This is a genomic window from Brevundimonas sp., from assembly GCF_035935935.1.
In the GTDB taxonomy this organism is placed as follows: Bacteria; Pseudomonadota; Alphaproteobacteria; order Caulobacterales; family Caulobacteraceae; genus Brevundimonas.
In genome coordinates this window covers 17,095-42,934 of sequence record NZ_DASYWO010000009.1, presented here as the reverse complement: position 1 = coordinate 42,934, position 25,840 = coordinate 17,095, and the positions used below count along the sequence as shown (strand labels likewise).

Here is a 25,840-nt window from a genome sequence, read left to right as displayed (position 1 = left end):
GAGCGGTTCATGCGCATGGCGCTGGACCTCGCGCAAGCGGCGGCTGCGGCCGGAGAGGTGCCCGTGGGCGCCGTCGTGGTCGACGAAGCCGCCGGTCAGGTGGTCGGAACCGGCGCCAACGCCCCCGTCGCCGGCCATGACCCGACCGCTCATGCGGAGATCGTGGCCCTGCGGGCCGCGGCCGCCGCGACCGGCAACTATCGCCTGACGGGCCTCACCCTCTACGTCACGCTGGAGCCCTGCGCGATGTGCGCAGGGGCCATGTCGCACGCCCGCATCGGCCGCGTCGTCTGGGCCGCCGACGACCCCAAGGGCGGAGCGATCGTCCACGGCCCGAAGCTGTTCGAGCAGCCGACCCTGCACTGGCGCCCCGTGGCGGAGCGCGGTCCGCTCGCCGAGGACGCCGCGCTCGCCTTGCGGACGTTCTTCCGTGCACGGCGCGGAACGCCGGTCTGACATGGCGCGTTCGGCGTCGAGCCGAGGGGAATGCCGCATGCGTCCGACGACCACGTCAGTGATCCTGATCGCCTTGACCGCCGGCGTGGTGGCCTGCGGCGAGCCGACCCCCGTCACGGACGATGCGGAGGCGGTCCAGCAGCGGGCGCAGGAGGCGCAGACCGCACGCCGCCGGACGGGCGCCGAGATCCAGGAGCGCGCCCTTCATCGCGTCGTCCGCACCGTCTACCTGTGCGACAACGGCGAGCGCCTTTCGGTCGATTTCGACAACGCCCGCGAAATGGCCACCGCCCGCACCTCCCTGGGCGACGCCATCGACCTGTTCATGGAACGCGCGCCCGAGGGCATCTGGTACCGCGCCAGCGGCCACGACCTGCGCGGACGCGGCCAGTTCGCGACCTGGTCGGTCGAGGGCTCGCCGCCGACCGATTGCCGCGCGGTCGACTAGGCCGCGCCCTCGGCCTTCAGCAAGGCTTCCACCTCGCCGGCGTCGACGTCCTTCGCGACGAACGCCGCCCCCACGCCCCGGGCGAGGACCAGCGTCAGGCGACCGCCCTCAGCCTTCTTGTCGCCGGCCATCCGCGTCAGCAGGGCTCGCGCCGAAAGGCCCCAGCCGCCGTCCAGCCCGGTCGGCAGCCCCGACCCGGCGAACGCCGCCTCGACCCGCGCGGCCGTGCCGGCGTCGCACAGCCCCTGCCGCTCCGAGAACCGGAACGCCAGACAGCAACCCAGCGCCACGGCCTCTCCGTGCGTCAGCACCTCGTCGTCGAAGCCGAGCTCCGCCTCGATCGCATGACCGAAGGTGTGGCCGAGGTTCAGCAGGGCGCGCGCCCCCGCCTCGCGCTCGTCGCGCCCCACGATCTCCGCCTTGATCTCGACCGAGCGCGCCACGACCCGGGCCAGCGCGGTCCCGTCTCCGGTCAGGGCCGCACCGTCGACTCCCGTCAGGGCCTCGAAATAGTCGGGGTCGCAGATCAGCCCGTGCTTCAGAGCCTCGGCCCATCCCGACCGCAGCTGACGCGCCGGCAAGGTGGCGAGCGCAGCGACGTCCGCCAGCACGAGTCGCGGCTGATGAAAGGCGCCCACCAGGTTCTTGCCCTGCGGCAGGTCGATGGCCGTCTTTCCGCCGACCGAGGAATCCACCTGCGCCAGCAGGGTCGTGGGGATCTGGATCAGGGCGACGCCGCGCATCCAGAGCGCCGCGGTCAGCCCGGCTAGATCTCCCGTCACCCCGCCGCCAAACGCGATCACCGCGGACTTCCGGTCCAGCCCGGCATGCGCCATCGCCGCAAGCGTCTCGCGCAGCCCGTCGAAGCTCTTGCTCGCCTCGCCGGAAGCCAGGCGCATGCCCGCGTGAGAGACGCCGGCCGAGTCCAGCCCCGCGCGCAGCCGATCGCCGTGCAGGTCGTCGACCGTCGCGTCCGCGACGACGAAGACACGCGAAAATCCCAGGTCGGCGATGCGGGCCCCGGCCTCGGCGATCAGGCCTTCGCCGACGACGACGTCGTAACCGGCGAAGCCGCCACCCTCGACACGAACGGTCCGTGTCATGCGTCGTCCTTCCTCAAGGGGACGGCCCTCAACGCGGCCACCACCGCCTCGACGGCCTGGGCGTGAGACCCAGCGCCGACGTCGACCGTCAGGTCGGCCTCCGCATAGATCGGGTAGCGGGCCTCCGCCAGCGCGGCCAGCGTCGCCTTCGGATCCTTGCCCCGCAGCAGCGGTCGCGTGTCGCGACGCCCCACCCTCTGGGCCACTACGTCCAGATCCGCCCTGAGCCATACGGTCACGGTCCGTGCCTTCAGCAGCGCGCGTGTGTCGGGGTTCATCATGGCGCCGCCGCCCGTCGCCAGAACTTTCGGCGCTCCGTCCAGCAGACGGCGGATGACCCGCGCCTCGCCCGCACGGAACTCGGGCTCGCCCAGCTGCGCGAAGATGTCCGACACCGTCATGGCGGCCGCCGCCTCGATTTCGGCGTCGGCGTCGACGAAATCGCGTCCAAGGCGTCTGGCCAGCCGCCGCCCGACCGTGGATTTGCCCACGCCCATCAGGCCGACCAGGGCTATGGTGCGGTCTATCGACGGAATCGCGGAGTCCGGGGGCTTCGGCATGGAAGCCTCGTCCATAACATCATGACGCCCCAGATCGAGGCCTTCCTGGAGATGATGGCGGTGGAGCGGGACGCCTCGCCGCACACCCTGTCGGCCTATGCCCGCGACCTCGCGGACGCCGAGTCGGGCACGGGCGGGCTGATGACGGCGACGCGTGAGGCGGTGGAGGACTGGTACTCAGGCCTGTCGGAGCGTGGCCTGTCGCCCGCGACCCAGTCGCGGCGGCGCTCGGCGGTGCGGCAGTTCTGCCGCTTCGCCCTGGCCGAGGGCTGGCGTCCGGACGACCCTTCGGCCCGCCTCGACGCGCCACGTCGCGGCCGCCCCCTGCCCCGCGTGCTGTCCCGGGATGAGATGACCCGTCTGGTCGACGCGGCCGCCCGGCGGGACGGGGCCGCGGGACTGCGCCTGAAGGCGCTGATCGAGCTCGCCTACGCGTCCGGCATGCGGGTGTCGGAGCTTCTCGCCCTGCGGGTCGAGGCCGTTCGTCGCGATCCCACCCACCTGATCGTGCGCGGCAAGGGCGGCAAGGAGCGTCTGGCCCCCCTGAACGCCCCCGCCCGGGCGGCCGTCGCCGAGTGGCTGACCGCGCGCGAGGAGGCGCGGAAGCCGGAGACGCCCGACTCACCGTGGTTGTTTCCCTCTGCGAGCGCCCGCGCCGGAAGACTGACGCCGCGCCGATTCGCCCAGCTGCTCGATCAGGCGGCCGTGGACGCCGGCATCGATCCGTCGCGCGTCAGCCCGCACGTCCTGCGCCACGCCTTCGCCACCCACCTGCTGGAGGGCGGCGCCGATCTCAGGATCGTTCAGACGCTGCTTGGACATGCCGACCTCGGCACCACCCAGATCTACACCCACGTGACGCAGGACGCCCTGGCCGAAACCGTCCGCACCCGCCATCCGTTGGGGCGGAGAGGCGAAGCTTGACGCCGCTTGCCCCGCACGACCGACCTGACTAGTTTCCGCCGCCTTTCGCAGGGGCTTTCCCGCCCCGTCGCCCGGATCGCCTGATGGCCGCCCACTACCTCGACTTCGAAAAGCCGATCGCCGACCTGGAGGGCAAGATCGAGGAGCTGTCGCTCCTGTCCGCCTCCGCCTCGGCCGGTTCCTTCGACTCCGAGATCGAGGGCCTGCGCAAGAAGGCCGACCAGCTCCGGCGCAAGACCTACGCCTCGCTCGACCCGTGGATGAAGACCCAGGTCGCGCGTCACCCCAACCGACCCCACTTCGTCGACTACGTCGCGGGCCTGTTCGAGGATTTCGTCGAACTGCGCGGCGACCGCCAGTTCGGCGACGATCAGGCCATCATCGGCGGCCTGGCGCGGTTCAACGGCGATCCCGTCGTCGTCATGGGACAGGAGAAGGGGCACGACACCGCCACCCGCCTGACCCATAATTTCGGCATGGCGCGGCCCGAGGGCTATCGCAAGGCGGCCCGCCTCATGGATCTGGCCGACCGCTTCGGCCTGCCGGTGATCAGCTTCGTCGACACCGCGGGGGCCTATCCGGGCCTGGGCGCCGAGGAGCGCGGCCAGGCCGAGGCCATCGCCCGCTCGACCGAGCGCGGCCTGACGCTGGGCGTGCCCTCGATCGCGGTCATCACCGGCGAGGGCGGCTCCGGCGGCGCCATCGCCATCGCCGCCGCCAGCCGCGTCCTGATGCTGGAGCACTCGATCTATTCGGTGATCTCGCCCGAAGGCGCCGCGGGGATCCTGTGGCGTGACGGCGCACGGGCGAAGGACGCCGCCATGGCCATGAAGATCACGGCGCCCGATCTGATCGAGCTGAAGATCGTCGACCGCATCATCCCGGAACCCGTCGGCGGCGCGCACGTCGCGCGCGAAGCCGCCGTCGCGGGCGTGGGCGAGGCGCTGGCCGACGAACTGGCCGCTCTCGCCGGATTGACGCCCGATGCCCTGCGCAAGGCGCGCGCCGACCGCTTCTACGCCATAGGCCGTCCGGGCTGAGCGCAGGGGCTTAACCCTTCCCTCACGAGTCGCGCCCCAAGTCGGGAAACCGGTTACATCCCAAACCGGCGTTTCAGTGGAGTCGGGGAATGGAGGGACTGCGCGACACCGCCGTCGTGAACCTGTCCAACGCGGCGACGATGGTCGTCGACGACTCCCAGTTCTCGCTCCAGCTGACCACCGCCTGCCTTCTCGGCTTCGGCATCCGCACGCGCCACGCGATCACCCGCCCGACCGACGCGGTGGAAATCCTGAGCGAAACGCCCATCGACCTGCTCGTCGTCGACTGCGACATGCCTGACATGGACGGCTACGAGCTGGTCCGCTGGCTGCGCCGCACGAAGAGCCAGCCCAACGCCTTCGTCCCGGTCATCATGACGGCCGCGCACGTGCGCCGCTCGCGTGTGCTGGACGCTCGCGACTGCGGGGCCAACTTCATGATCACCAAGCCCTTCAGCGCGAAGAACCTGCTTGAGCGCATCGTCTGGGTGGCGAAGGACGAGCGGCCCTTCCTGGAGGTCGGCGACTATTTCGGACCGGATCGTCGTTTCCGGGACGACCCCCCGGACGTCGAGCGCCGCCTCGACCGCCTGCGCCTCGCCCAGCTTGAAGCCGAACGCGCGGAGAAGTCCTGACATGGCCGTCGTCACCCACGCCCGCCGCAAGTCCCGGCTGGGCACGATGATCGACGCGGCCGGCGGCGTCAGCGTTCTGCGCGCCCTCGCCGCCGCGAACAAGAATCTGGAAGCGTTGAAGCCGCCGAGCCTCGCCGAGGTCGCGCGCCAGGCGGAACTGATGGCCACGATCGTCCCGCCGGCGACGTCGACGGGCGCCGACGAGGACGACGCGCTCAATCACCTCTACCTGGCCTGCACCACCATCATCGACGCGGCGGGACCGTTCGACCTCGACGACGTGTGCGCCGTCGTGCGCGGCCTCTGTGACCTGATCGACGCCTCCGGCGCCGAACGCCCCTTCGACTGGCGCGTGCCGCAGGTCTTTTCCAGCTCGCTGGCCATGATGCTGAAGCTGGACCGTCAGGCGCCGGCGCGCGCTGCGGTCAGAGCGCATCTCGACGAACTGATCGCCTCGAAGACGGCCTAGACCTCCGGGCGGCTCCGCGCGCCCCGGGTCTGCTTGCGCCACAGGGCCGCGTACTCGCCTCCGACGCGCGCCACCAGTTCATGGTGCGCGCCGCGTTCGACCACCCGGCCGGCTTTCAGCACCAGGATCTGGTCCGCGTCCGCCACGGTGGAGAGCCGGTGCGCCACCACCAGCGTCGTGCGCCCGGCCCGGGCCTTCCGCAGCGTCTTCTGGATGGCCGCCTCGGTGCGGCTGTCCAGCGCGCTCGTCGCCTCGTCCAGGATCAGGATGCAGGGATCGGCCAGCAACGCCCGCGCGATGCCGACGCGCTGACGCTCGCCGCCCGACAGCTTCAACCCCCGCTCGCCGACCTTGGTGTCCATGCCGTTCGGCAGCGCCCGGATGAAGGCCGCCAGCTCCGCCGCCTCGGCCGCCGCCCAGATTTCCTCTTCCTCGGCGTCCGGCCGCGCGAAGGCGATGTTGGCCCGGATGCTGTCGTTGAACAGCGCCACGTCCTGCGGCACCAGCGCCACGGCGCGGCGCAGGCTCTCCTGCGAAACGTCCCGCGCGTCCTGACCGTCGATCAGCACACGCCCCGCCTGCGGGTCGAGCAGCCTGAGCGCCAGCTTCACGATCGTGGACTTCCCCGACCCGGACGGGCCCACCAGCGCGGTCGTGGTGCCGGGGGCCGCGACGAAGTCGACGTCCTCAAGTCCGTTGGCCCGCGCGTCGTGCCGATACCCCACGCCCTCGAACCCCAATGAGGCTCCCCGCGCGTCGGCGGGCCGCGTCAACGCGCGGGCGTGGGCTGCGTCGGCCACCTGCGGCGTCTGACGCGTCACCTTCAGCATCTCTTCCATGTCGATGAAGGACTGGCGGATTTCTCGATAGGCAAAGCCAAGAATGTTCAGCGGCTGATACAGGCTGATCAGGATCAGGACCGCGGCGGTGACGTCGCCCGGCCCCATGCGCCCGGCCGCGGCCTCGAAGCCGGCCATCACCGCCATGACGCCCAGGCCCAAGTTCATGATCGCGGCCTGGATCAGGTTCAGCGCCGCCAGTGACCCGTTGGCCTTCAGCGCGGCCGATACGTAGGTCTCCAGCGCCCGGTCATAGCTTTCCGCCGCGCGCCGCTCGGCTCCGAACGACTTGACCGTCTCGTAGTTCAACAGGGCGTCCACCGACAGACCGGCCGCCTCGGTGTCGGCGGCGTTCATCGCCCGACGGTGTTCCAGCCGCCAGTTGGCCATGCCGAAAGTGGCGACCGCGTAGATGGCCACCACCGCGACCGCCAGCGCGCCGAACCGCCAGTCGTACAGCCCGCCCAGAACGCCCGCGGCCAGCACCAGCTCCACCGCCGTCGGCCCCAGGTTGAAGGCGATGATGCGCAGCAGGAAATCCACCGCGCGCGAACCGCGGTCCATGGTGCGCGACAGGGCGCCCGAGCGCTTGGTCTGATGGAAGTCCAGCGAGAGGTTCAGGGCGTGGGCGAAGGTCTCGGCCGCCGTGCGTCGCTGCGCGGCCGCGCGAACGGGGGCGAAGACGACGTCCGACAGCTGCGGCGTGGCCGCCGACAGGAACCGGATCAGCGCCCACCCGACCGCCAGCGCCATGAAGGACAGCCCGACCGTGGCGCCGGTCGACTGCCCTTCGGAGAGGCGGTTCACCGCCGCACCGAGCGCCAGCGGCGCGAGAACGCCCAGTCCCTTGCCGGCGAGGGTGAGGCCAAGGGCGCCGATCACGCGTGCATGCAGCTGCGGCGCGCCGGACCGCCCCACGACGCCCGCCAGATCCTTCAGCGCCGTCCAGGCGCCGATGGGCTCGTCTTCCGGATTGATCGGCTCCGCGCCCAGCGCCTTGACCGCGGGGTCTGCGCGCCGGCGGCCGGAGCGCTCGCCGCGCATCGCCATGGGCCTCATATGGCCCGCGTCGGAGCGCACGCAAAGCGTTTAGGACAGACGGGTCATCGCCTCGGCGACCTCGTCCACAGCCTCGGCCGTGGTGGCCCACGAACAGACCAGCCGCACCGAACCGTCGTCGAACCGGTGGCAGGCCCAACCGGCGGCGTTCAGCCGTGCGTGCGCGTCCGCCGGCATGCGGACGAACACGGCGTTGGCGTCCACGGGATGGGCCAGCACCCACGGCGTGCGGGCCTCCACCGCGTCCGCCAGTCGGCTCGCCATGGCGTTGGCGTGCGCGGCGCGCCGTTCCCACGCGCCCGTCTCCAGCAGGCCGAGGAAGGGGGCGCTCAGGAACCGCCCCTTGGACGCCATCTGTCCCGCCTGCTTCAGCCGGTTGTCCACGCGGCGCGCCAGCGACCGGTCGAACATCACCAAGGCCTCCGTGCACAGACCGCCGGCCTTGGCGCCGCCCATGACCAACACGTCCACGCCCATCCGGCCGACGGCCGTCAGGTCGAACCCCGCCGCCGCGGCGTTGGCAAGGCGGGCCCCGTCGAGATGCACCCCCAGCCCCCTGGCCTTGGCCGGAGCCACCAGGTCTGCCAGTTCCTCGACGGAGTAGACCGCGCCGTATTCCGTGGCCTGGGTCAACGAAAGGGCCGCCGCCGGCTGCCGATGTCCCATGTCGGGCTCCGACAGCGCCGCCTTGAGCGCCGCCGGATCGATCTTCCCCGAGTGTCCCGGCAGGCCGATCAGGCCGACGCCCTGGCCGAAAAATCCCGGCGCCCCCGTCTCGTCCGTGCAGACATGGGCCGCGTGGTGCGCCAGCACCGCCTCGAAGGGAAAGGCCAGCATGGACAGCGAAATGGCGTTGGCCGCCGTCCCGCTGAACACGAAGCGGACCTCGACGTCGGCGTCCAGCCTTTGCCGGATCAGCTCCGCCGCCTGCCGCGCAGGGTCGTCGCCGCCGTAGGCGCGGGCATAGCCGTCGTTGTGTCGGGCGAGCGCCTCGAGCGCCTCGGGCGCCATGCCGGCCACGTTGTCGGAGGCGAAGTCGAACCGCATGCTCACGCCTTCTTCAGATGCGGCAACCGGGGCCCACGCTTCGCCCGCGGTTTCGGCGGCGTCACAGGCTCGGGCGGCTGCGGGAACGGCGTCGCCGGATCCGGCCCGCGCGCAGGCGGCGCATAGTCGACCGCCACCTGATGCGGGAACGGGATCTCGATGTTGGCCGCGTCCAGCGCCACCTTGACCTCTTCGTGCAGGTCCGACTGGGTCTGGTACCAGTCGTCCGACTTCACCCAGGCATGCAGCGTCACCTGCACCGCATTGTCCAGCAGGGCCGTGACCCCGGCCCACGGCACGGGGTCGCCCAGTACCTTTTCATTGGCCGCCGCGGTGGTCGCGATCACGTGGCGCGCCTGTTTCAGGTTCGAGCCGTAGCCCACCGTGAAGTGGATTTCGATGCGGCGCGTCCCCTGCCCCGACAGGTTGATGATGACGTCGCCCAGCACCTTTCCGTTCGGCACGACGATCTTGTGATTGTTGGCGTTCGAGATCTGGGTGACGAACAGATCCAGCCGCTGCACCGAACCGGAGGCGCCCCCCACCTCGATCACGTCGCCGACGCGATAGGGCCGCAGGATCAGCAGGACGACGCCCGCCGCCACGTTGGCCAGCGTTCCCTGCAGCGCCAGGCCCACGGCCAGCGACGCAGCCCCCAGCACGGCGATGATGGAGGTCGTCTGCACCCCCAGCCGCTGCAGCACGGCGATGAAGCCGATCACGTAGACGGCGACGCGAACCACCTGAGCGATGAAGCTGACGACCGTGGGATCGTGCCGCAGCCCGCCGATCCGGCCGGCGGCCCGGCGAACGACGCGGCCCGCCCATTTCGCCGCGACGATCGTCACGCCCAGGATCAGCGCCGCGACCAGCAGGTTCACCGCCAGATCGCCCGCCATGTCTGTCAGCTTGGCGACCAGCGCCGCGTCCACGGCGGTCGCGCGTTCGCCGGCCGCGACGGCGCCGGTCACCAGTTCAGGAAGGGAAGCCATGCCCTAGGGTCTAGCGCCTTGGTCAGGCAATGGAACCCCGGGATCAGTAGAAGACGGCCTGACGTTCGCCCGACACCATGACGCGCGGCGGCGCCTCTCCGCCTTGCGGCAAGGGACGACGTTCCGGCGGCGCGGACCGCATGACCCGCTTCTCGGCCTCTTCCCGGGTATCGAATCCGAAGCCCATCGAGTCCCGCCGCGTCTCGGGCGCCGGCTCGACCGTCGGGTCGACGGGCGGGGCTTCTGCGGCCGGCGTCCACGACGCCGCCGGCGGCGGATCCTGAACCGAGGCGTCCCACCAGCCTTCGTCGAACTCGACCCACTCGATCGGCTCGGGCCGCGGCGCGGGCCGGTGGACGTAGCCGTCGGTCAGCTCGCCGACCTCCATGGTCGTTCCGGGCTCGATCACCGGCGGCGGCGGGGTGAACAGGGCGATCTGCAACGCCGGACCGTCCGCCCTCGCCGCGTCGCGCGGTCCCATCGTGGCCACTCCGGCCGCCAGGCCCAGAGCCAGCACGCCGACGCCCGCCGCGACCGCCAGCCGTCGTTGTGAGATCGAGAGTTCCATGCCCGACGTAATGCGGCCGGGCGATTCGGGTTCACGGCGCAGCTGCCGCCAATCTCCCGCCCTCCCGCTCCAGCGCGTCCAGCAGCGCCAGCACGTTTCCCAGCGTGTCCGCCTCCGCAGGCGGCTTGTCCCAGCGGATGCGGCTGACGCGCGGGAACCGCATGGCCACGCCCGACTTGTGTCGCGACGACCGCTGCAGCCCTTCGAACGCGATCTCCAGAACCAGGCCATGCTCCCGGCTGGCCGTCACCGACCGCACCGGCCCGAAGCGCTCGACCGTGTTGTCGCGCACGAACTTGTCGAGCTGCTTCAGCTCCTCGTCGGTGAACCCGAAATAGGCCTTGCCGACCGGCGCCAGCGTCCCGTCGTCCGTCCAGACTCCGAAGGTGTAGTCGGAATAGAAGCTGGATCGCTTTCCCGACCCCCGCTGCGCGTACATCAGCACGGCGTCGATCACGTGCGGATCGCGCTTCCATTTGAACCAGGGCCCCTTCGGCCGCCCGGCGACGTAAACGCTGTCCCGCCGCTTCAGCATCAGGCCTTCGGCAGACGCGCCCACCGGCGGATCGGCGCGCAACGCCGTCAACTGCGCCACGTCGGCGAACGCCACGTCCGGCGACAGGATCATCCGCTCCGATCCCACCCGGTCGATCATCGCCGCCAGACGGGTCCGTCGCTCGACCAGCGGCAGGGGGCGCAGATCCTCACCCGCCTCGGCCAGCAGATCATAGGCGATCAGCGCGGCAGGATGGCTGGCGACCATCTTCGGATCGACCGTCTTGCGGTTCAGTCGCTGCTGCAGATCGCCGAACGGCGCCACCTGGCCGTCGCGCAGCACGACCAGTTCGCCGTCGACGGCCCCGTCGAACTCAAGCGCCGCCATCAGGTCCGGAAACGCGCGCGAGATCTCGTCCCCGGTGCGGGACCACAGGCGGGCCACACCCGCCTCGCGCACCGCCTGCACGCGGATGCCGTCCCACTTCCACTCCGCGATCCAGGCCTCCGGCGTCACCCGCGGCAGGTCGACGGCCTCGTCGAGGGCGACGGACAGCATCACCGGCCTGAACCTGCCAGGGGCGTCGGCCGCCGGCCGCTCCGAGCGGCCTTCAAGCCAAGCGAACAGATCGCCGTAGGGCGCGTCGATCCCCTGCCACAGTTCCTCGACGTCCGACGCGTCGATGCCGCGGGGGTCGTCGTCGGGGGCCACGCGCGCCGCCGCCGTCTTGGCCAGCCGCGCGGACATGCCGACCCGCAGCGCGCCCGTCATCAGCTTCAGCAGCGCCCAGCGCCCCTTCGGCGCCAGATCGTCCATCCACCGCTCGATCAGCGCCGGCACCTCCGATCGCCCGGCCGTCTTCAGGGTTTCGACCACCTCCGACAGCTGCGGCTCCCGGTTCGCGCGCCGGGTGGGGTCGGCCGGCCAGATCAGCGCCACCGTCTCGGCGAGATCGCCGACGTAGTCGTAGGACCACCGGAACAGCAGGGGATCGACCCGGCGTTCCACCGCCGCGCGGATCATCGCCGGCTTGGCGGCGTCGAAGCTGAGGTCGCCCGTGATCGCCGCCAGCGCCCATCCCCGGTCCGGGTCGGGCGTCGCGCGCAGGTAGTCGCGCAGCAGGGTCAGCTTCGCGTTGCGCGACGCCGTCAGCGACAGTCTGTCCAGAAGCTCGGCGAAGGCCCGCATGCCTTCGATCTAGGGACTGGCGGCCCCGCGCGCGAGCCCGCTCAGGCTGCCGCCATCGCCGGACGGACCAGATCGTCCATCGCCCGGACGCCGGAACGTCCCTGCCCCACCGCGCCCATCACCCGGGCCAGGGCCGCGAAGTCGATCGGCTTGTTCAGATAGGCGTCAGCGCCGGCGTCGATGCCCGCCTCGTGATCCTCGATGCGCGCAGAGGCCGACAGCACCACGATCGGCGTCTCGGCGTTGGCGCCGCCGCCCGCGCGGATGGCGCGGGTCGCGCTCAGACCGTCCATGACCGGCATGTTCACGTCCATGATGATCAGGTCGAACGGCTGATCCTGCGTCATCTCGACGGCGATCTGGCCGTTCTCGGCACTGGCCGAGGCGTGACCGGCCGAGCTCATCCACGCCTCCAGGATCATCCGGTTGACCGGATGGTCCTCGACCACCAGCACGTTCAGGCTGCCCGCCGCCTCTTCGTCGGCCTCCATGGCTTCCGCCTGCGCGGCCGTTTCCCACGCCACCACGTCGGCTTCGACCGTGAAGGTGAAGGTCGAGCCTTCGCCCAGCTTCGACTTCAGCGTGATGTCGCCGTTCATGATGTTGGCCAGGCGTCGCGAGATGGTCAGCCCCAGCCCGGTTCCGCCGAACCTGCGCGTCGAGGAGGCGTCGACCTGGGTGAAGGGCTGGAACAGCCGCTGCACGTCCGCTTCGGCGATCCCCGCGCCGCTGTCGCTGACCTGGAAGTCGAACCGCACCCGCGCCTCCCCGGTCCGGGTCGAGCGGACGACGTAGCTGACCTTGCCCTGGTCCGTGAATTTCACCGCGTTGGACAGCAGGTTGTGGATCACCTGACAGACGCGCAGGGGGTCGCCGCGCACCACGGCCGGCGTCTCGCCCTCGAACCGGGCCTCGAAGTCCAGCCCCTTGGCCTCGGCCTGGGCCTGGAAGGGACCGACCACGCGGCGATGCAGGTCGTCGATCGACACGTCGACGACGTCGAACGTCATCTTGCCCGCCTCGATCTTTGTCATGTCCAGAATGTCGTTCAGCAGGCTCAGCAGATTGTCGCCCGAGGTCCGGATGATCGACAGGTACTCCCGCTGCGTCGGCTCCAGCCGCGTCGCGCCCAGCAGCTGGGCCGCGCCCAGCACGCCGTTCATCGGCGTCCGCAGTTCGTGGGAGATGACGCCCAGGAAGTTCGATTTCGCGTCGTTGGCGGCGTTCGCCTTGTCGCGGGCCGCCTCCAGCTCCTCGATCAGGTGCGACTGGTGCTCCTGAAAGGCGCGGATGCGCTCCTCGCGCAGCATCGTCATCATGACCAGCACGAACAGGCCCGCGGCCGCGAACGGGATGGACGCCAGGAAGGGGATGAAGCTCTCGCTGCCCCACAGGCTTCCGGTGATGATCAGCGCCACCAGGCTGTAGGGCGACGAGATGACCATGGCCTGCCGCGGTGACGACCGAAGCTGGGCGAAGACCAGCACATAGCCCGACACCAGCAGCATCATGGCCATCGGCTGACCGAAGGCCGCGCCCGAGAACCACGCCAGCAGCGGCGCGGCGGCCCACACCGCCGTCGTGGCGGTGGCCACGGCCGGGAACAGCATGCCCCAGCCGGCGCCCACGCGCTGGCTGATGCGGCGCTCGAACTCGCCCCGCACCGCGCCCGCGCCGATCGTTCCGGCGAACCAGGCGCCCGCGATCAGTGGATCCAGAATGGAGAACAGGCCTAGCGCCCAGGCGCCGATGATCAGATAGCGCAGGTACTGCGTCTGCAGGATCGCGCGGAGGGCCGCGGCGGCCTCGCCCGGAGCCTGAGTCTCGCCGTTCGCGTCCGATTCAACCAAGACGGCGCCCCCTGCCTCTCCTCAACCCGGCCGGAACGCTATTGGGGAAGGTTCTAAGACGAGATGAACGCCGCTACGGCAGATCCTCAGCCTCGGCGGGCGTGAGGGCCCGGATCGACAGCGCGTGGACCGGCCCCGCCATTTCTTCCGACAGCAGCGCGTTCACAGCCCTCTGGCGCGCCAGCCTGCCCTGCCCTTCGAAGGCCGTCGACACCACCAGCAGGTTGAAATGGCTCTCGCCGCCGGGCCTGGCGTCCATGCCGCCCTCGTGGTGATGGCCGGCGTGACGCCAGCTGTCGTCGTCGATCTCCAGCCGCTGCGGCGACAGGGCTGCGGTCAGCTTGCGACGAATTTCTGCGGCGACGGGGCCTTCCGGCATGGGGCTTCCTTGATGCGGACCAATTCGACCCTACACTTCGGTCCATGCCCGCCGCGTTTCAATACAGGCCCCGCTTCACCGACATCCGGGTGAAGCCGCCCAAGCCCGAGGAAGAGGCGGCGGCCGCCGACGTCCTGCACCTCAAACCCGGCGAGAAGCCCTGCCAGTGGCCCGACTGCCGCCGCGCCGCCACCGCCCGCGCGCCGAAGTCGCGGGAGCGGCTGAACGACTTCTACGACTTCTGTCAGGGCCACGCCGCCGAATACAACAAGGGCTGGAACTTCTACGCCGGCATGAGCGAGGGCGAGATCCGCGCCGCGCAGGAAAACGAGGCCATGACGGGCGGTCGCCCGACGTGGGAGATGAAGGCCGGCCCCAAGAGCCGCGAGGCCGCCGCCTTCGCCGCGAAGTTCGGCACGGGGAACACCGAGGGCGCCGGCTCGTGGCGCGACGCCTTCGGCCTCTTCGGGCGCAAGGTGAACCCGCAGGCCGGACCGGTGGCCGAGGATCGGCGCATCGGCAAGCTGGAACGGGCCGCCCTGGCCGACCTGGATCTGGAGCCGGGCGCCGACAAGGCGGCGATCAAGGTGCAGTATCACCTGCTGCTGAAGCGCTTTCATCCCGACACCAACGGCGGCGACCGCGGCGCCGAGGCCCGGCTTCAACGCGTCATCAAGGCGTGGAAGACGCTCAGGAAGTCGGGCCTGGCCTGATCGCATAGAGGTCGCCCAGCACTTCCGGGATCAGGTCGGGCAGATCCTCGGCGATCAGCCCCGGCCCATGCAGCGCCGCGGCCTGCGCGTGCACCCACGCCGCGCAGCAGGCCGCCTCGAAGCTGGGCATGCGCTGCGCCAGCAGGCCGCCGATCAGACCCGCCAGGACGTCGCCCGATCCTGCGGTCGCCAGCCACGCCGGCGCCGGCGGGTTGATCGCCGCACGGCCGTCGGGCGCGGCGATCACGGTCTCACGGCCCTTCAGCAGCACGATGGCGTCGGCCCGCCGCGCCGCCTCGGCCGCCGCCGCCTCCCGCCCCCCGGCCAGCAGTCCGGGAAAGACGCGCTCGAACTCCCCCTCGTGCGGCGTCAGCACGTCGTCCCTGTCCAGATGGGCGAACAGGGTCTCCGAACGCCCTTCGAACACCGTCAGGGCGTCGGCGTCGACCACCAGCGCGGCCCCGCTTTCCGCCAGCACGTCCAGCGCGTCCACCGTGCCCTCGTCGACCCCTGTCGCCGGCCCGATCACCGCCGCGTCCAGAGGCTCGGCCAGCCGCCGCAGGGCGGACGGCCCCTCGAACGGATCGACCATGACCGCCTCCAGCGACGCCGCCAGCACGCCGGTCGCCGAGGGCGGGCACAGCACCCGCACCAGACCGGCGCCCACCCGCAGCCCCGCCCGCGCCGCCAGCCGCGCCGCGCCCGTCCTGTGCGCCGGCCCCGACACCACGCCCAGCCGCCCGCGCGCATGCTTGTGCGCGTCGTCGGCCGGCCACGGGAACACCGGGGCCCACAGCTCGGGGCCGTTCACCTGCATTAAGAAAATCCGGTCACGGAGCGGAACGAAAGCCAAAAGTCGCTTGCCTTATGCTGCAATGCACTGTCCCATGCGCGCCCGACGCGTGGGCGCTTTTCGCCGCCTCGGGGACACCATGAAGAAGATCGAAGCGATCATCAAACCCTTCAAGCTCGACGAGGTGAAGGAGGCCCTTCAGGACGTCGGGGTCCAGGGCATGACCGTGCTTGAGGCCAAGGGCTACGGCCGCCAGAAGGGCCACTCCGAGCTCTATCGCGGGGCCGAGTACGTCATCGACTTCCTGCCCAAGATCAAGATCGAGGTCGTCGTGCCCGACGACATGGCCCAATCCGTCGTGGACGCCATCGTCGGTTCGGCCAGGACCGGCAAGATCGGCGACGGCAAGATCTTCGTGTCGGACGTCTCCGACGTCATCCGCATCCGCACCGGCGAGACCGGCCCCCAGGCCGTCTGATCACCTCCACACCGCGGCCGCCTTCGGGCGGCCGTTTCCTTTCCTCCTCCCCAAGAAACGGACATCGAGAGAATGAGCGCGAAGAAGATCCTCGCGGAGATCAAGGACAAGGACGTCCAGTACGTCGACCTCCGCTTCACCGACACCAAGGGGCGGATGCAGCACGTCACCTTCGACATCGACCTGGTCGACGAGGAGTTCCTCGAGGAGGGCACCATGTTCGACGGCTCGTCGATCGCCGGCTGGAAGGCGATCAACGAGAGCGACATGCTCCTGAAGCCCGATCTGGACGGCTTCTGGATCGACCCCTTCTACCAGCAGACGACCCTGTTCCTGTTCTGCGACGTGCTGAACCCGGACACCGGCGAGCCCTACAACCGCGACAGCCGCTCGATGGCCAAGAAGGCGCTGGCCTACGTCCAGTCGTCCGGCGTCGGGGACACCGTCTTCTTCGGCCCGGAAGCCGAGTTCTTCATCTTCGACGACGTTCGCTGGTCCACCCAGCCGCACGACACCGGCTACACCTACGACTCCATCGAGCTGCCGGCCAACACGGGCGCCGAGTACTCGGAAGGCAACATGGGTCACCGTCCGGGGCACAAGGGCGGCTATTTTCCGGTCAACCCGACCGACAGCGCCCAGGACCTGCGCGGCGAGATGCTGTCGGTCATGCGCGACCTGGGCATGCAGCCCGAGAAGCACCACCACGAAGTGGCTCCGGCGCAGCACGAACTGGGCCTGAAGTTCAGCGACCTGCTGACCATGGCCGACCGCCTTCAGCTCTATAAGTACGTGATCCACAACGTCGCCGCGGCCTACGGCAAGTCGGCCACCTTCATGGCCAAGCCGACTTTCGGCGACAACGGCTCGGGCATGCACGTGCACCAGTCGATCTGGCGCGACGGCAAGCCCCTGTTCGCCGGCGACAAGTACGCCGGCCTGTCCGACATGTGCCTGTGGTACATCGGCGGCATCATCAAGCACGCCAAGGCGATCAACGCCTTCGCCAACTCCACCACCAACTCCTACAAGCGCCTCGTCCCCGGCTATGAAGCGCCGGTCAAGCTGGCCTATTCGGCCCGCAACCGTTCCGCCTCGATCCGGATTCCGTGGGTGAACTCGCCCAAGGCCAAGCGCATCGAGGCGCGCTTCCCCGACCCGATGGGCAACCCCTACCTGACCTTCGTGGCTCTGCTGATGGCCGGCCTCGACGGCATCGAGAACCGCATCGACCCGGGCGCCGCCGCCGACAAGAACCTCTACGACCTGCCGCCGGAAGAGCGCGGCAACATCCCCGAGGTCTGCGGCTCCCTGCGCGAGGCGCTCGAGAACCTCGACAAGGACCGCGCCTTCCTCAAGAAGGGCGGCGTCATGGATGACGACTTCATCGACAGCTACATCGAGCTGAAGATGGAAGAGGTGATGCGCCTGCAGCTGCATCCCCACCCGGTCGAGTTCGACATGTACTACAGCTGCTGACCGGCGGCTGACGTCACGAAAAAGGCCCCGGGCGGGAAACCGTCCGGGGCCTTCTTCTTCGGTGGGGCGAAGTCAGTTGTTGGTCGTCTCGACCTCGATGCCGTCGCGGCCCGCGCGCACCGTGGTGCTGTCGCCGTCCTTCTGCACGACGACCGGCGGGGTCGTCGTCGGGGCCGGGGTTTCGACCACGACCGGCGGCGCCTGCTTTTCGACGACCACGGGCGCGGGGGTCTCGACCACCGTGGTGGTTTCGGCCGGCTCCTCGGCGGCCGGCTGGCAGGCCGCGGCCATCAGGGCGACGCCGCTCACGGCGGCAAGGGTCAGGATCGAACGGGCCATCTGGGCCTCCTCGGGTGAATGGTGAAGCTGAAACGGCCAGGCCGTTCGCCCGTTCCGCTCGCCCTCAGACCAGCCGGCTCTGCACCACCGCCGCGCCGATGAAGCTGGCGAACAGCGGGTGCGGCGCGAACGGACGGCTCTTCAGTTCCGGGTGGTACTGCACCCCGATGAACCACGGGTGGTCCGTCCGCTCAACCGTCTCCGGCAGCACGCCGTCGGGCGACAGACCGGCGAAGACCAGCCCCTTGTCCTCGATCGCCTCGCGATAGTTGATGTTGACCTCATAGCGGTGGCGATGCCGCTCGCTGATGGTCGTGGAGCCATAGGCCTCGGCGACCTTCGACCCCGGCTTCAGCACCGAGTCATAGGCGCCCAGCCGCATCGTCCCGCCAAGATCGCCCCCGGCGAGGCGCTTCACCCGTTCGTTGCCCTGGGTCCACTCGGTCATCAGGCCGACCACCGGCTCGTCCGTCGGCCCGAACTCCGTCGACGAGGCCTTCGGATAGCCGGCCAGATTCCGCGCCGCCTCGATCACCGCCATCTGCATGCCGAAGCAAATTCCGAAATAGGGGATGGCGTTCTCGCGCGCGAACCGCGCCGCCTCGATCTTGCCCTCCGAGCCCCGTTCGCCGAAGCCTCCCGGCACCAGGATCGCGTGGGCGCCCTGCAGGCGGGCGCTGCACGCCTCGCGGTCGCCCTCGAAGGTCTCGGCCTCCACCCAGTCGATGTTCACCTTCACCCGGTTCGCCACGCCGCCGTGATGCAGCGCCTCGATCAGGGATTTGTAGGCGTCCTTCAGCACCGTGTACTTGCCGACCACGGCCACGGTGACTTCCCCGTCCGGCCGCAGGCGACGGTCGACGATCTCTTCCCAGCCCGCCAGATCCGGCTCCGGCGCGTCGGTCATCCCGAAGTGCGCCAGCACCTCGCGGTCCAGCCCTTCGCGGTGATAGTCCAGCGGCACGGCATAGATGTCGGCGCTGTCCATGGCCTGGATGACGCCGCTTTCGCGCACGTTGCAGAACAGACCGATCTTGCGCTTCTCCTCGGCCGGGATCGGATATTCGCAGCGGCACAGCAGGATGTCGGGCTGGATGCCGATGGACCGCAGCTCCTTGACGGAGTGCTGCGTCGGCTTCGTCTTCATCTCGCCCGCGGTGGGGATGAAGGGCAGCAGCGTCAGATGCACGAAGCAGGACTGACCGCGCGGCAGGTCCTGTCCCAGCTGGCGGATGGCCTCGAAGAACGGCAGGCCCTCGATGTCGCCCACGGTGCCGCCGATCTCGACCAGCACGAAGTCGACGTCCTGCCCGTCGTCGGTCAGGGCCTTGGACAGGCAGAACTGCTTGATCTGGTCGGTGACGTGCGGAATGACCTGGACGGTCGCGCCCAGATAGTCCCCGCGACGCTCCTTCTCGAGGATGGTCTGGTAGATCCGGCCCGTGGTGATGTTGTCGGACTTCGCCGCCGACACCCCTGTGAACCGCTCATAGTGGCCGAGATCCAGATCGGTCTCCGCGCCGTCGTCGGTGACGAAGACCTCGCCGTGCTGGTACGGGCTCATCGTGCCCGGATCGACGTTCAGATAGGGGTCGAGCTTGCGCAGGCGGACCTTGTATCCGCGCGCCTGCAGAAGGGCGCCCAGCGCCGCCGAGGCGAGGCCCTTCCCGAGGGAAGAGACGACGCCGCCCGTGATGAAGACATACTTGGCCACGGGGGACCAACCTACTGCTGATTCGGCCCGCCGGGCGGCGGAGACTTTGAGGGCGGGCGAGGAAGGCGGGGAAAAATCTCCCCGCGCATCCTCAGTTGGCCGGCGCGGGATTGGCCGGCGTCGTCGCCGGGGCCGGCGAGGCCAGGTCGGCCTCCAGATCGCCCAGCGAAGGCGTGGCCGCCGGCGCGGCGGGGGTCGCGCCCGCCTCGGCCGCGGCGCCTTCGGCTCCGGCTTCGGCGGCCGGGGTCGTCGGCGCGGCCAGCGCGCCCACGGCGTCGGCGTCGATGATCGAGCCCGAGCCGCGGCTCATGTTGCCGACGATGGTCAGGCTGATGGCGCAGACGATGCCCAGACCCGCCAGCCACCACGTCGTCGTCGTCAGCAGGTTGCCCGCGCCGCGCGCGGTCATCATGCCCGAAGGCCCGCCGCCCATGCCCAGGGCGCCGCCCTCGGAGCGCTGCAGCAGCACGACCGCCGTCAGCGACAGCGAGATCAGGATCATGGCGACGAGGAGAATGGTCTGGAGCATGGCCGCATTCAGATGTGGCGCAGGGGCGCGCCGATCAAGCGGCGGCTGTTAGCACCCTTGTCGACCTGCGGCAAACGGATCACGCCGCCCGGACGATGCCCAGCAAATCCGCCGCCTTCAGTGACGCGCCGCCCACCAGCGCCCCGCCGACTTCGGGCACGGCGAGGATGTCTTTCGCGTTGTCCGGCTTGACCGAACCGCCGTACAGGATCGGCGCCGTCGCCCCGCCCTGCCCCAGTCGTTCGATCATCGCCGCGCGCACCGCCCGGTGAACTTCCTCGATCTGCTCCAGCCTTGGCGTCAGGCCCGTTCCGATGGCCCAGACCGGCTCATAGGCCACGGCGAACCGCGCCGTCCCCGCCGCGTCCGGCAGCGACCCCAGCACCTGCGCCCGCACCACCTCGACGGCCTGCCCGGCCTCCCGCTGCTGCAGCGTCTCTCCGACGCAGACGATCGGCTCCAGTCCGGCCGCGATCGCCGCGTCCGCCTTGGCCGCCACGTCGGCGTCGGTCTCGCGGAACCCCTGCCGCCGCTCCGAATGGCCGACGATGACCAGCCCCGCGCCCGCGTCCTTCAGCATCGCCGCCGACACGGACCCCGTGAAGGCCCCCGAAGCCTGCACGTGGCAGTCCTGACCGCCGATCTCGACCGGCCCGCCCTTCAGCGCCCAGGCCATCTGGGCGATCAGCGTCGCGGGGGGACACAGGGCCACGCGCGCGGCGGACGGCGCGTCGTCCAGCGCCTCACGCAGGGCCTTGGCCTCCGCCAGGGAGGCGGCGAGGCCGTTCATCTTCCAGTTGCCGGCGATCAGCTTCACGGATTGTTTCATGGCGACGCTTCTAGCGCCGCCCCCATCCGCCTAACAAGCCCGCGTCACAAGCCCGGCGTCGTCAGGCCGCGCCGTCGGCCTTCTTCTTGCCCGCCTCGGAATAGATCAGCAGCGGCTGCGCCTTGCCCTCGATCACCTCGGCGTTGACCACGACCTCCTCGACGCCCTCGAACGTCGGCAGCTCGAACATGGTCTCCAGCAGGATGCCTTCCAGAATGGAGCGCAGCCCCCGCGCGCCGGTCTTGCGCGTGATGGCCTTCTTCGCCACCGCCGACAGGGCGTCGTCGGTGAACGTCAGCTCGACGTTCTCCATCTCGAACAGGCGCTTGTACTGCTTGACCAGGGCGTTCTTGGGCTCGGTCAGGATCTTGACCAGCGCCACCTCGTCCAGGTCCTCCAGCGTGGCCAGGACCGGCAGACGGCCGATGAACTCGGGGATCAGGCCGAAGCGCATCAGGTCGTCGGGCTCGACGTTCTTCAGGATGTCGCCCGTGCGGCGCTCGTCCACTTCCTTGACCTTGGCGCCGAAGCCGATCGAGGCCCCTTCGCCGCGCGCGGAGATCACCTTCTCCAGCCCCGCGAAGGCGCCGCCGACGATGAACAGGATGTTGGCCGTGTCGACCTGCAGGAACTCCTGCTGCGGATGCTTGCGCCCGCCCTGCGGCGGCACCGACGCGACGGTGCCTTCCATGATCTTCAGCAGGGCCTGCTGCACGCCCTCGCCCGACACGTCGCGGGTGATCGAGGGGTTGTCCGACTTGCGCGAAATCTTGTCGATCTCGTCGATGTAGACGATGCCGCGCTGCGCCCGCTCGACGTTGTAGTCGCTGGCCTGCAGCAGCTTCAGGATGATGTTCTCGACGTCCTCGCCGACGTAGCCGGCCTCGGTCAGCGTCGTCGCGTCCGCCATGGTGAACGGCACGTCGATGATGCGCGCCAGCGTCTGGGCCAGCAGCGTCTTGCCCGAGCCCGTCGGCCCGATCAGCATGATGTTCGACTTGGCCAGTTCGACGTCGTTGGACTTCGTGGCGTGGTTCAGGCGCTTGTAGTGGTTGTGGACCGCGACGCTCAGCACCTTCTTGGCGTGCGCCTGACCGATCACGTAGTCGTCCAGGACCTCGCGGATTTCCTTCGGCGTCGGCACCCCGTCCTTCGCCTTCACGAAGCCGATCTTGTGCTCCTCGCGGATGATGTCCATGCACAGCTCGACGCATTCGTCGCAGATGAACACGGTCGGTCCGGCGATCAGCTTGCGCACCTCATGCTGGCTCTTTCCGCAGAAGGAGCAGTACAGCGTGCTCTTGGCGTCGGTTCCGGCGGCTTTGGTCATCGACCCTTCTCACTCTCGCGTCCGTCCCTGACGGGACTCAACGCGTCTCCTGCGCGTTTGATTCCCGAACGATGGGCGCGAAGGTCTTCAAAAAATGACAATCCCCCATCCCGAACCGGGTCACAACCCCCGCGCGGGCTCGACTCGGAGGAACAGGCGATCAGGATGGCATGCGGGATCACGGTGGCGAATGTCTGACATGGGGATGCAGCAAGGAACGCGCCAGTCGGCCGGCGGGCGCCCCGTCGTCGCCTTCGACTTCGACGGCACGCTGACCGTCCGCGACAGCTTCACCGCCTTTCTGCGCCGCCGCGCCGGCCGTCGCGGCTGGACGGCGGGCCTTCTGCGCCTGTCGCCGGCGATCGCCGCCTATGCGCGCGACCGCGATCGCGGCGCCCTCAAGGCGGCTTCGGTCCGCGAGTTCCTGCTCGGCCTGCCGCGCGAGAGGCTGGAGGCCGAGGCCGAAGCCTTCGCCGCGGGCGTCTGGGACCGCTTCATGCGGCCCGACGCCCTCGCCGTCTGGCACGACTGGGGCCGCCGAGGCGCCCTGCGCGTCATCGTGACCGCCAGCCCCGAGACCACCGTCGCGCCCTTCGCGCGGCGGCTGGGGGCGGAGATGCTGCTGGGCACGCAGCTGGCGTTCGACGGCCGGGGACGCGTCGCCGGCGCCTTCGCCACGCCCAACTGCCGCGGCGAGGAGAAGGTCCGTCGCCTGCACGGCGTCTTCGGCCCCGATCTCCGGCTGGCCGCCGCCTACGGCGACACCTCCGGCGACCGCGAAATGCTCCAGATCGCCGACCAGCCGGGCTTCCGCGTCTTCACCGGCCGCCCCTGAGCCTCATTCGCGCGGCACGCGCGCCTCATAGGCCTCGAGAATCGATCGGGCGAGCGCCGACGCATGCGCATTGCGTCCGACATAGCCCTGCCGCACCGAGTACAGCCCCTCGAGATACGCAAGGTCCCAGGCCGAAAGGCCGGGCGGCGCCCGACCGGGCTCGAAGAGGTTGAGGATCGAATCGAACCGGCTGAGGTCCGCCTCAGGGTCCACCTGGGCAAGGGACACGAAGGTCACATAGTCCGCCAGCTGTTCCAGCGACGTCCCGTCCAGCCTGTCCACGTCGACGATCACGATGGACCGCTTCATCACGTCGCGCAGCGGCTGGCGCAGCCGCGACGCGAAGTTGCGCGTCACCGTGGGCGCATGATTTTCCAACATGAGGTTTTCCGGATCGGTCGTGGGCACGACCGAATGCATTCCGGGCAGGCGCACGGCGATCAGCCCCGTCTCGTCGTCCACGGGCGCGCTGACGTGCCACCAGCGCACGGGCGCGTCGCTCCGCTGAAAGACGGCCAGATCGTCGTAGCCCTGATCCATGCCCGAGCCGCCGACGACGAACAGCTTGGGACGGCGTGAGACCAGGTCGGAGGCGAATGCGGCCCCATCCGTCGTGCCGATGATCAGGATCGAGGGGTGACAGGGCGGCTCATGGGCGCGCAGACCCAGATCCCGAACCATGTCCGAAACGCGGTCGACCAGGTATTGCGCCACCTCAGGGGTGAAGTTGGCCGCGCCGACGCAGACCCCCTCGTCCCACCGCGCCGTGCCACGGTTCCCCGCCGGGGCGGCCACCTCCGCCACGAACCGCGTCGCCGCCTCGTCGAGCCGCCGCCCTACGACCACGACGTCCTCGACGCGATAAATCTCGCCGATCTCCTGCGCCGTCGCCGCCGTGGCCGCCAGACCCAGAAGAGCGCCGCTCAACGCGACGGTGATCCGATTGCGCATGACGTGGCCTCCCGTGCGCATGAGGCGCGCGGGAGCTGCCGGCGTCAACTGCGTCAGACCGTCTTGACGCCGTCGCCGTCCGCCTGTTCGCGCCGGTCGTAGACGTGATCGACGATGCCCCAGGCCTTGGCCTCCTCGGCCGACATGAAGTGGTCGCGGTCCAGAGTGCGCTCGACCTCCTCATAGGTCCGGCCGGTATGGTGGACGTAGATCTCGTTCAGGCGGCGCTTGGTGTAGCGGATGTCCTCGGCGTGGCGTTCGATGTCGGACGCCTGGCCGCGGAAACCGCCGGAGGGCTGGTGAACCATGATGCGCGCGTTCGGCAGGGCCACCCGCTGACCCGCGGCGCCCGCCGTCAGGATCAGCGAGCCGGCCGACGCGGCCATGCCCATGACCACGGTCGAGACCGGGCTCTTGATGTACTGCATGGTGTCGTAGATCGCGAGCGCCGACGAGACCTGGCCGCCGGGGCTGTTGATGTACATGCTGATTTCCTTCTTCGGGTTCTCCGATTCCAGGAACAGCAGCTGGGCGCAGATCAGGCTGGCCATGCCGTCCTCGAAGGGGCCCGTCAGGAAGATGATCCGCTCGCGCAGCAGGCGCGAGAAGATGTCGAAGGCCCGCTCGCCCCGGCTGGACTGCTCCACCACCATGGGAACCAGGTTCATGTTCATGAGATCGATCGGATCGCGCATTCGGGGCCTTCTCGGGATGCGGGGCGCGACTCGAACGCGCCCTTCGTGGCTTTGGATATCGCGTTCCGCCGCCCGCGACGCAAGGCGGCGGTCGGGCCTCACTCGGCCGGCGCGTTCCTGATCGTGCGGGCGACCTCGGCGGCGACGCCTTCGGCCACCGCCCCCTGGGCGGTCCGCATCGGAGCGCCCGGACGGTACAGCGCCCGCAGGTAGGCGAGGTCCCAATCGCTGAACCCGGGGCTGGACGCCGGATCCGCGAACACGTTCAGGACGCTGGCCTGTCGCGAAACGTCGCCCCGCGGATCGACCTGCGCCAGGGCCACGAAGGCGAGATAGTCGGCCAACTGTCGGGTGCTGACCCCGCTGACCTGATTGACGTCCACGATGATGTAGACGCGGGCCAGATCGTCCCGAACCTGACTGTTCAACCGCGAGGCGGAGGTGCTGAAAATGTAGGGCGCCGCGGGATTGCCCTCCGCGTCCACGTCGCCGGGCAGTCGCGTGGCGCGCTGGCCGGTTTCGGAGTCGACGGGCACGCTGGTGGTCCACCAACGAACCGGACGGTCGCCCTCCACGAACTCGTCGCGAAAGTCGGAGCTCAGGTGATACGTCCGGCCGCCCAGGCGGAACCCTTTCGGATCGGCCTCGATCATGGCGCCCGCGACGGCGCGCGGATCGTCGGTGAACACCATGATGACGTTGGGTCTGCATCCCACGTCGCCGGACTGGACCCCCAGGTCCTCCGCCACGCGGGCGATGTGATCGAGCAGCGGCTGGGCGACATCGGGGTTCAGGTTGACGGCGCCGACGCAGAGCGGCCGATACCACCGCGCCAGTCCGCGGCCGCGCGGCGCCTCACCGACGTTCTCCACGAACTCGTCGGCCACGGCACGGAGCGGCCGCCCGTCGACGACGATGTCGTCGACCCGCGTTTCCGGCGGGTCCTGCCGCGGCGGGTCCTGAAGCGGCGGATCCTGTTGCGCGGCCATGAGCATGGCCAACGAAATGACGGTGGCCAGCATGGCGACGCTCCCGGGCACGTCCGGAATCGGACGACTCAACCTGCCTCAGACGGCGGTCCCTGCAAAGCCCGCCGACGCGC

General features: G+C 69.9%; 28 protein-coding genes. 10 read left to right on the top strand and 18 right to left on the bottom strand.

Features of this window, described 5'->3' with window-relative positions:
- Positions 1-9 precede the first annotated feature (9 nt).
- Positions 10-456 carry a tRNA adenosine(34) deaminase TadA gene (gene tadA / locus VGR32_RS09345; RefSeq protein ID WP_327450571.1) on the top strand — a complete coding sequence of 149 codons (447 nt, stop codon included), beginning with the start codon at positions 10-12 and terminating at the stop codon, positions 454-456.
- Positions 457-493: 37 nt separating this feature from the next.
- Complete coding sequence (locus tag VGR32_RS09340; protein ID WP_327449972.1) at positions 494-904, top strand: MliC family protein; 411 nt, start codon at positions 494-496, stop codon at positions 902-904.
- On the opposite strand, the gene aroB is transcribed toward VGR32_RS09340, so the two are convergent.
- Both aroB and VGR32_RS09330 read right to left on the bottom strand, forming a co-directional pair.
- Positions 901-2,007 carry a 3-dehydroquinate synthase gene (gene aroB, locus VGR32_RS09335; protein WP_327449970.1) on the bottom strand — a complete coding sequence of 369 codons (1,107 nt, stop codon included), beginning with the start codon at positions 2,005-2,007 and terminating at the stop codon, positions 901-903. The two genes, VGR32_RS09340 and aroB, sit on opposite strands and share 4 nt — an antisense overlap.
- Positions 2,004-2,567, bottom strand: a complete 564-nt coding sequence (locus VGR32_RS09330) for a shikimate kinase (RefSeq protein ID WP_327449968.1) — start codon at positions 2,565-2,567, stop codon at positions 2,004-2,006. Before VGR32_RS09330 ends, aroB begins: the two co-directional genes overlap by 4 nt.
- A gap of 21 nt (positions 2,568-2,588) precedes the next feature.
- Between VGR32_RS09330 and VGR32_RS09325 the strand changes: the two genes are divergently transcribed.
- From VGR32_RS09325 to VGR32_RS09310, 4 genes are all read left to right on the top strand, one after another.
- Entirely contained in the window at positions 2,589-3,491 is a 903-nt protein-coding gene (locus VGR32_RS09325) for a tyrosine recombinase (RefSeq protein WP_327449966.1), read from the top strand.
- Positions 3,492-3,574: 83 nt separating this feature from the next.
- Positions 3,575-4,531 carry an acetyl-CoA carboxylase carboxyltransferase subunit alpha gene (locus tag VGR32_RS09320; protein ID WP_327449963.1) on the top strand — a complete coding sequence of 319 codons (957 nt, stop codon included), beginning with the start codon at positions 3,575-3,577 and terminating at the stop codon, positions 4,529-4,531.
- Between the two features lie 89 nt (positions 4,532-4,620).
- A complete protein-coding gene (locus VGR32_RS09315) occupies positions 4,621-5,166 on the top strand; it encodes a response regulator (RefSeq protein ID WP_327449961.1) in 546 nt (181 codons plus the stop codon).
- Position 5,167: 1 nt separating this feature from the next.
- Positions 5,168-5,635: a chemotaxis protein CheE gene (locus tag VGR32_RS09310; RefSeq protein ID WP_327449959.1), complete on the top strand. Its 468-nt coding sequence runs from the start codon at positions 5,168-5,170 to the stop codon at positions 5,633-5,635.
- Here the strand turns inward: VGR32_RS09310 and VGR32_RS09305 are convergent.
- The 7 genes from VGR32_RS09305 to VGR32_RS09275 all read right to left on the bottom strand — a co-directional run bounded on the left by VGR32_RS09305 (position 5,632) and on the right by VGR32_RS09275 (position 14,053).
- On the bottom strand, positions 5,632-7,518 hold the full coding sequence (locus tag VGR32_RS09305; protein WP_327450569.1) for an ABC transporter ATP-binding protein/permease: 1,887 nt from the start codon (positions 7,516-7,518) through the stop codon (positions 5,632-5,634). The two genes, VGR32_RS09310 and VGR32_RS09305, sit on opposite strands and share 4 nt — an antisense overlap.
- A gap of 45 nt (positions 7,519-7,563) precedes the next feature.
- Positions 7,564-8,580 carry a threonine aldolase family protein gene (locus VGR32_RS09300; RefSeq protein WP_327449957.1) on the bottom strand — a complete coding sequence of 339 codons (1,017 nt, stop codon included), beginning with the start codon at positions 8,578-8,580 and terminating at the stop codon, positions 7,564-7,566.
- A gap of 2 nt (positions 8,581-8,582) precedes the next feature.
- The gene (locus VGR32_RS09295; RefSeq protein ID WP_327449955.1) at positions 8,583-9,572 is read right to left on the bottom strand and encodes a mechanosensitive ion channel family protein; all 990 of its coding nucleotides are present in this window, start codon (positions 9,570-9,572) and stop codon (positions 8,583-8,585) included.
- Positions 9,573-9,615: 43 nt separating this feature from the next.
- Positions 9,616-10,140: a hypothetical protein gene (locus VGR32_RS09290; protein ID WP_327449953.1), complete on the bottom strand. Its 525-nt coding sequence runs from the start codon at positions 10,138-10,140 to the stop codon at positions 9,616-9,618.
- Between the two features lie 31 nt (positions 10,141-10,171).
- Complete coding sequence (locus tag VGR32_RS09285) at positions 10,172-11,824, bottom strand: cisplatin damage response ATP-dependent DNA ligase (protein ID WP_327449951.1); 1,653 nt, start codon at positions 11,822-11,824, stop codon at positions 10,172-10,174.
- A 41-nt stretch (positions 11,825-11,865) separates the two neighbouring features.
- A complete protein-coding gene (locus tag VGR32_RS09280) occupies positions 11,866-13,674 on the bottom strand; it encodes an ATP-binding protein (RefSeq protein ID WP_327449949.1) in 1,809 nt (602 codons plus the stop codon).
- Positions 13,675-13,747: 73 nt separating this feature from the next.
- The gene (locus VGR32_RS09275) at positions 13,748-14,053 is read right to left on the bottom strand and encodes a BolA family protein (RefSeq protein ID WP_327449947.1); all 306 of its coding nucleotides are present in this window, start codon (positions 14,051-14,053) and stop codon (positions 13,748-13,750) included.
- Between the two features lie 44 nt (positions 14,054-14,097).
- Here VGR32_RS09275 and VGR32_RS09270 point away from each other — a divergent pair, with 44 nt between their 5' ends.
- Entirely contained in the window at positions 14,098-14,766 is a 669-nt protein-coding gene (locus VGR32_RS09270) for a J domain-containing protein (protein ID WP_327449945.1), read from the top strand.
- Here VGR32_RS09270 and VGR32_RS09265 read toward each other — a convergent pair.
- Entirely contained in the window at positions 14,744-15,583 is an 840-nt protein-coding gene (locus VGR32_RS09265; protein ID WP_327449943.1) for an NAD(P)H-hydrate dehydratase, read from the bottom strand. The genes VGR32_RS09270 and VGR32_RS09265 overlap by 23 nt on opposite strands.
- Before the next feature lie 115 nt (positions 15,584-15,698).
- Here VGR32_RS09265 and VGR32_RS09260 point away from each other — a divergent pair, with 115 nt between their 5' ends.
- Together VGR32_RS09260 and glnA are read left to right on the top strand one after the other, a co-directional pair.
- On the top strand, positions 15,699-16,037 hold the full coding sequence (locus VGR32_RS09260; protein WP_327449941.1) for a P-II family nitrogen regulator: 339 nt from the start codon (positions 15,699-15,701) through the stop codon (positions 16,035-16,037).
- 72 nt (positions 16,038-16,109) lie between these two features.
- Complete coding sequence (gene glnA / locus VGR32_RS09255) at positions 16,110-17,516, top strand: type I glutamate--ammonia ligase (RefSeq protein WP_327449939.1); 1,407 nt, start codon at positions 16,110-16,112, stop codon at positions 17,514-17,516.
- Positions 17,517-17,588: 72 nt separating this feature from the next.
- Here glnA and VGR32_RS09250 read toward each other — a convergent pair whose 3' ends face one another.
- The 5 genes from VGR32_RS09250 to clpX all read right to left on the bottom strand — a co-directional run bounded on the left by VGR32_RS09250 (position 17,589) and on the right by clpX (position 22,257).
- Complete coding sequence (locus VGR32_RS09250; protein WP_327449937.1) at positions 17,589-17,855, bottom strand: hypothetical protein; 267 nt, start codon at positions 17,853-17,855, stop codon at positions 17,589-17,591.
- 64 nt (positions 17,856-17,919) lie between these two features.
- On the bottom strand, positions 17,920-19,569 hold the full coding sequence (locus VGR32_RS09245; RefSeq protein ID WP_327449935.1) for a CTP synthase: 1,650 nt from the start codon (positions 19,567-19,569) through the stop codon (positions 17,920-17,922).
- 91 nt (positions 19,570-19,660) lie between these two features.
- The gene (gene secG, locus VGR32_RS09240) at positions 19,661-20,098 is read right to left on the bottom strand and encodes a preprotein translocase subunit SecG (protein WP_327449933.1); all 438 of its coding nucleotides are present in this window, start codon (positions 20,096-20,098) and stop codon (positions 19,661-19,663) included.
- 79 nt (positions 20,099-20,177) lie between these two features.
- Positions 20,178-20,927, bottom strand: coding sequence for a triose-phosphate isomerase (tpiA, locus tag VGR32_RS09235; protein ID WP_327449931.1), 750 nt, complete (start codon positions 20,925-20,927; stop codon positions 20,178-20,180).
- A gap of 61 nt (positions 20,928-20,988) precedes the next feature.
- The gene (gene clpX / locus VGR32_RS09230) at positions 20,989-22,257 is read right to left on the bottom strand and encodes an ATP-dependent Clp protease ATP-binding subunit ClpX (protein ID WP_327449929.1); all 1,269 of its coding nucleotides are present in this window, start codon (positions 22,255-22,257) and stop codon (positions 20,989-20,991) included.
- A 190-nt stretch (positions 22,258-22,447) separates the two neighbouring features.
- On the opposite strand from clpX, the gene VGR32_RS09225 reads away from it, so the two are divergent.
- On the top strand, positions 22,448-23,092 hold the full coding sequence (locus VGR32_RS09225) for an HAD-IB family hydrolase (RefSeq protein ID WP_327449927.1): 645 nt from the start codon (positions 22,448-22,450) through the stop codon (positions 23,090-23,092).
- A gap of 3 nt (positions 23,093-23,095) precedes the next feature.
- On the opposite strand, the gene VGR32_RS09220 is transcribed toward VGR32_RS09225, so the two are convergent.
- The 3 genes from VGR32_RS09220 to VGR32_RS09210 form a co-directional block, all read right to left on the bottom strand.
- Positions 23,096-24,043 (bottom strand): hypothetical protein, encoded by a 948-nt coding sequence (locus VGR32_RS09220; protein ID WP_327449925.1) that lies wholly within the window; start codon positions 24,041-24,043, stop codon positions 23,096-23,098.
- Positions 24,044-24,096: 53 nt separating this feature from the next.
- Entirely contained in the window at positions 24,097-24,738 is a 642-nt protein-coding gene (locus VGR32_RS09215) for an ATP-dependent Clp protease proteolytic subunit (RefSeq protein ID WP_327449924.1), read from the bottom strand.
- 98 nt (positions 24,739-24,836) lie between these two features.
- Positions 24,837-25,760: a hypothetical protein gene (locus VGR32_RS09210; RefSeq protein ID WP_327449923.1), complete on the bottom strand. Its 924-nt coding sequence runs from the start codon at positions 25,758-25,760 to the stop codon at positions 24,837-24,839.
- Between the last annotated feature and the right edge of the window lie 80 nt (positions 25,761-25,840).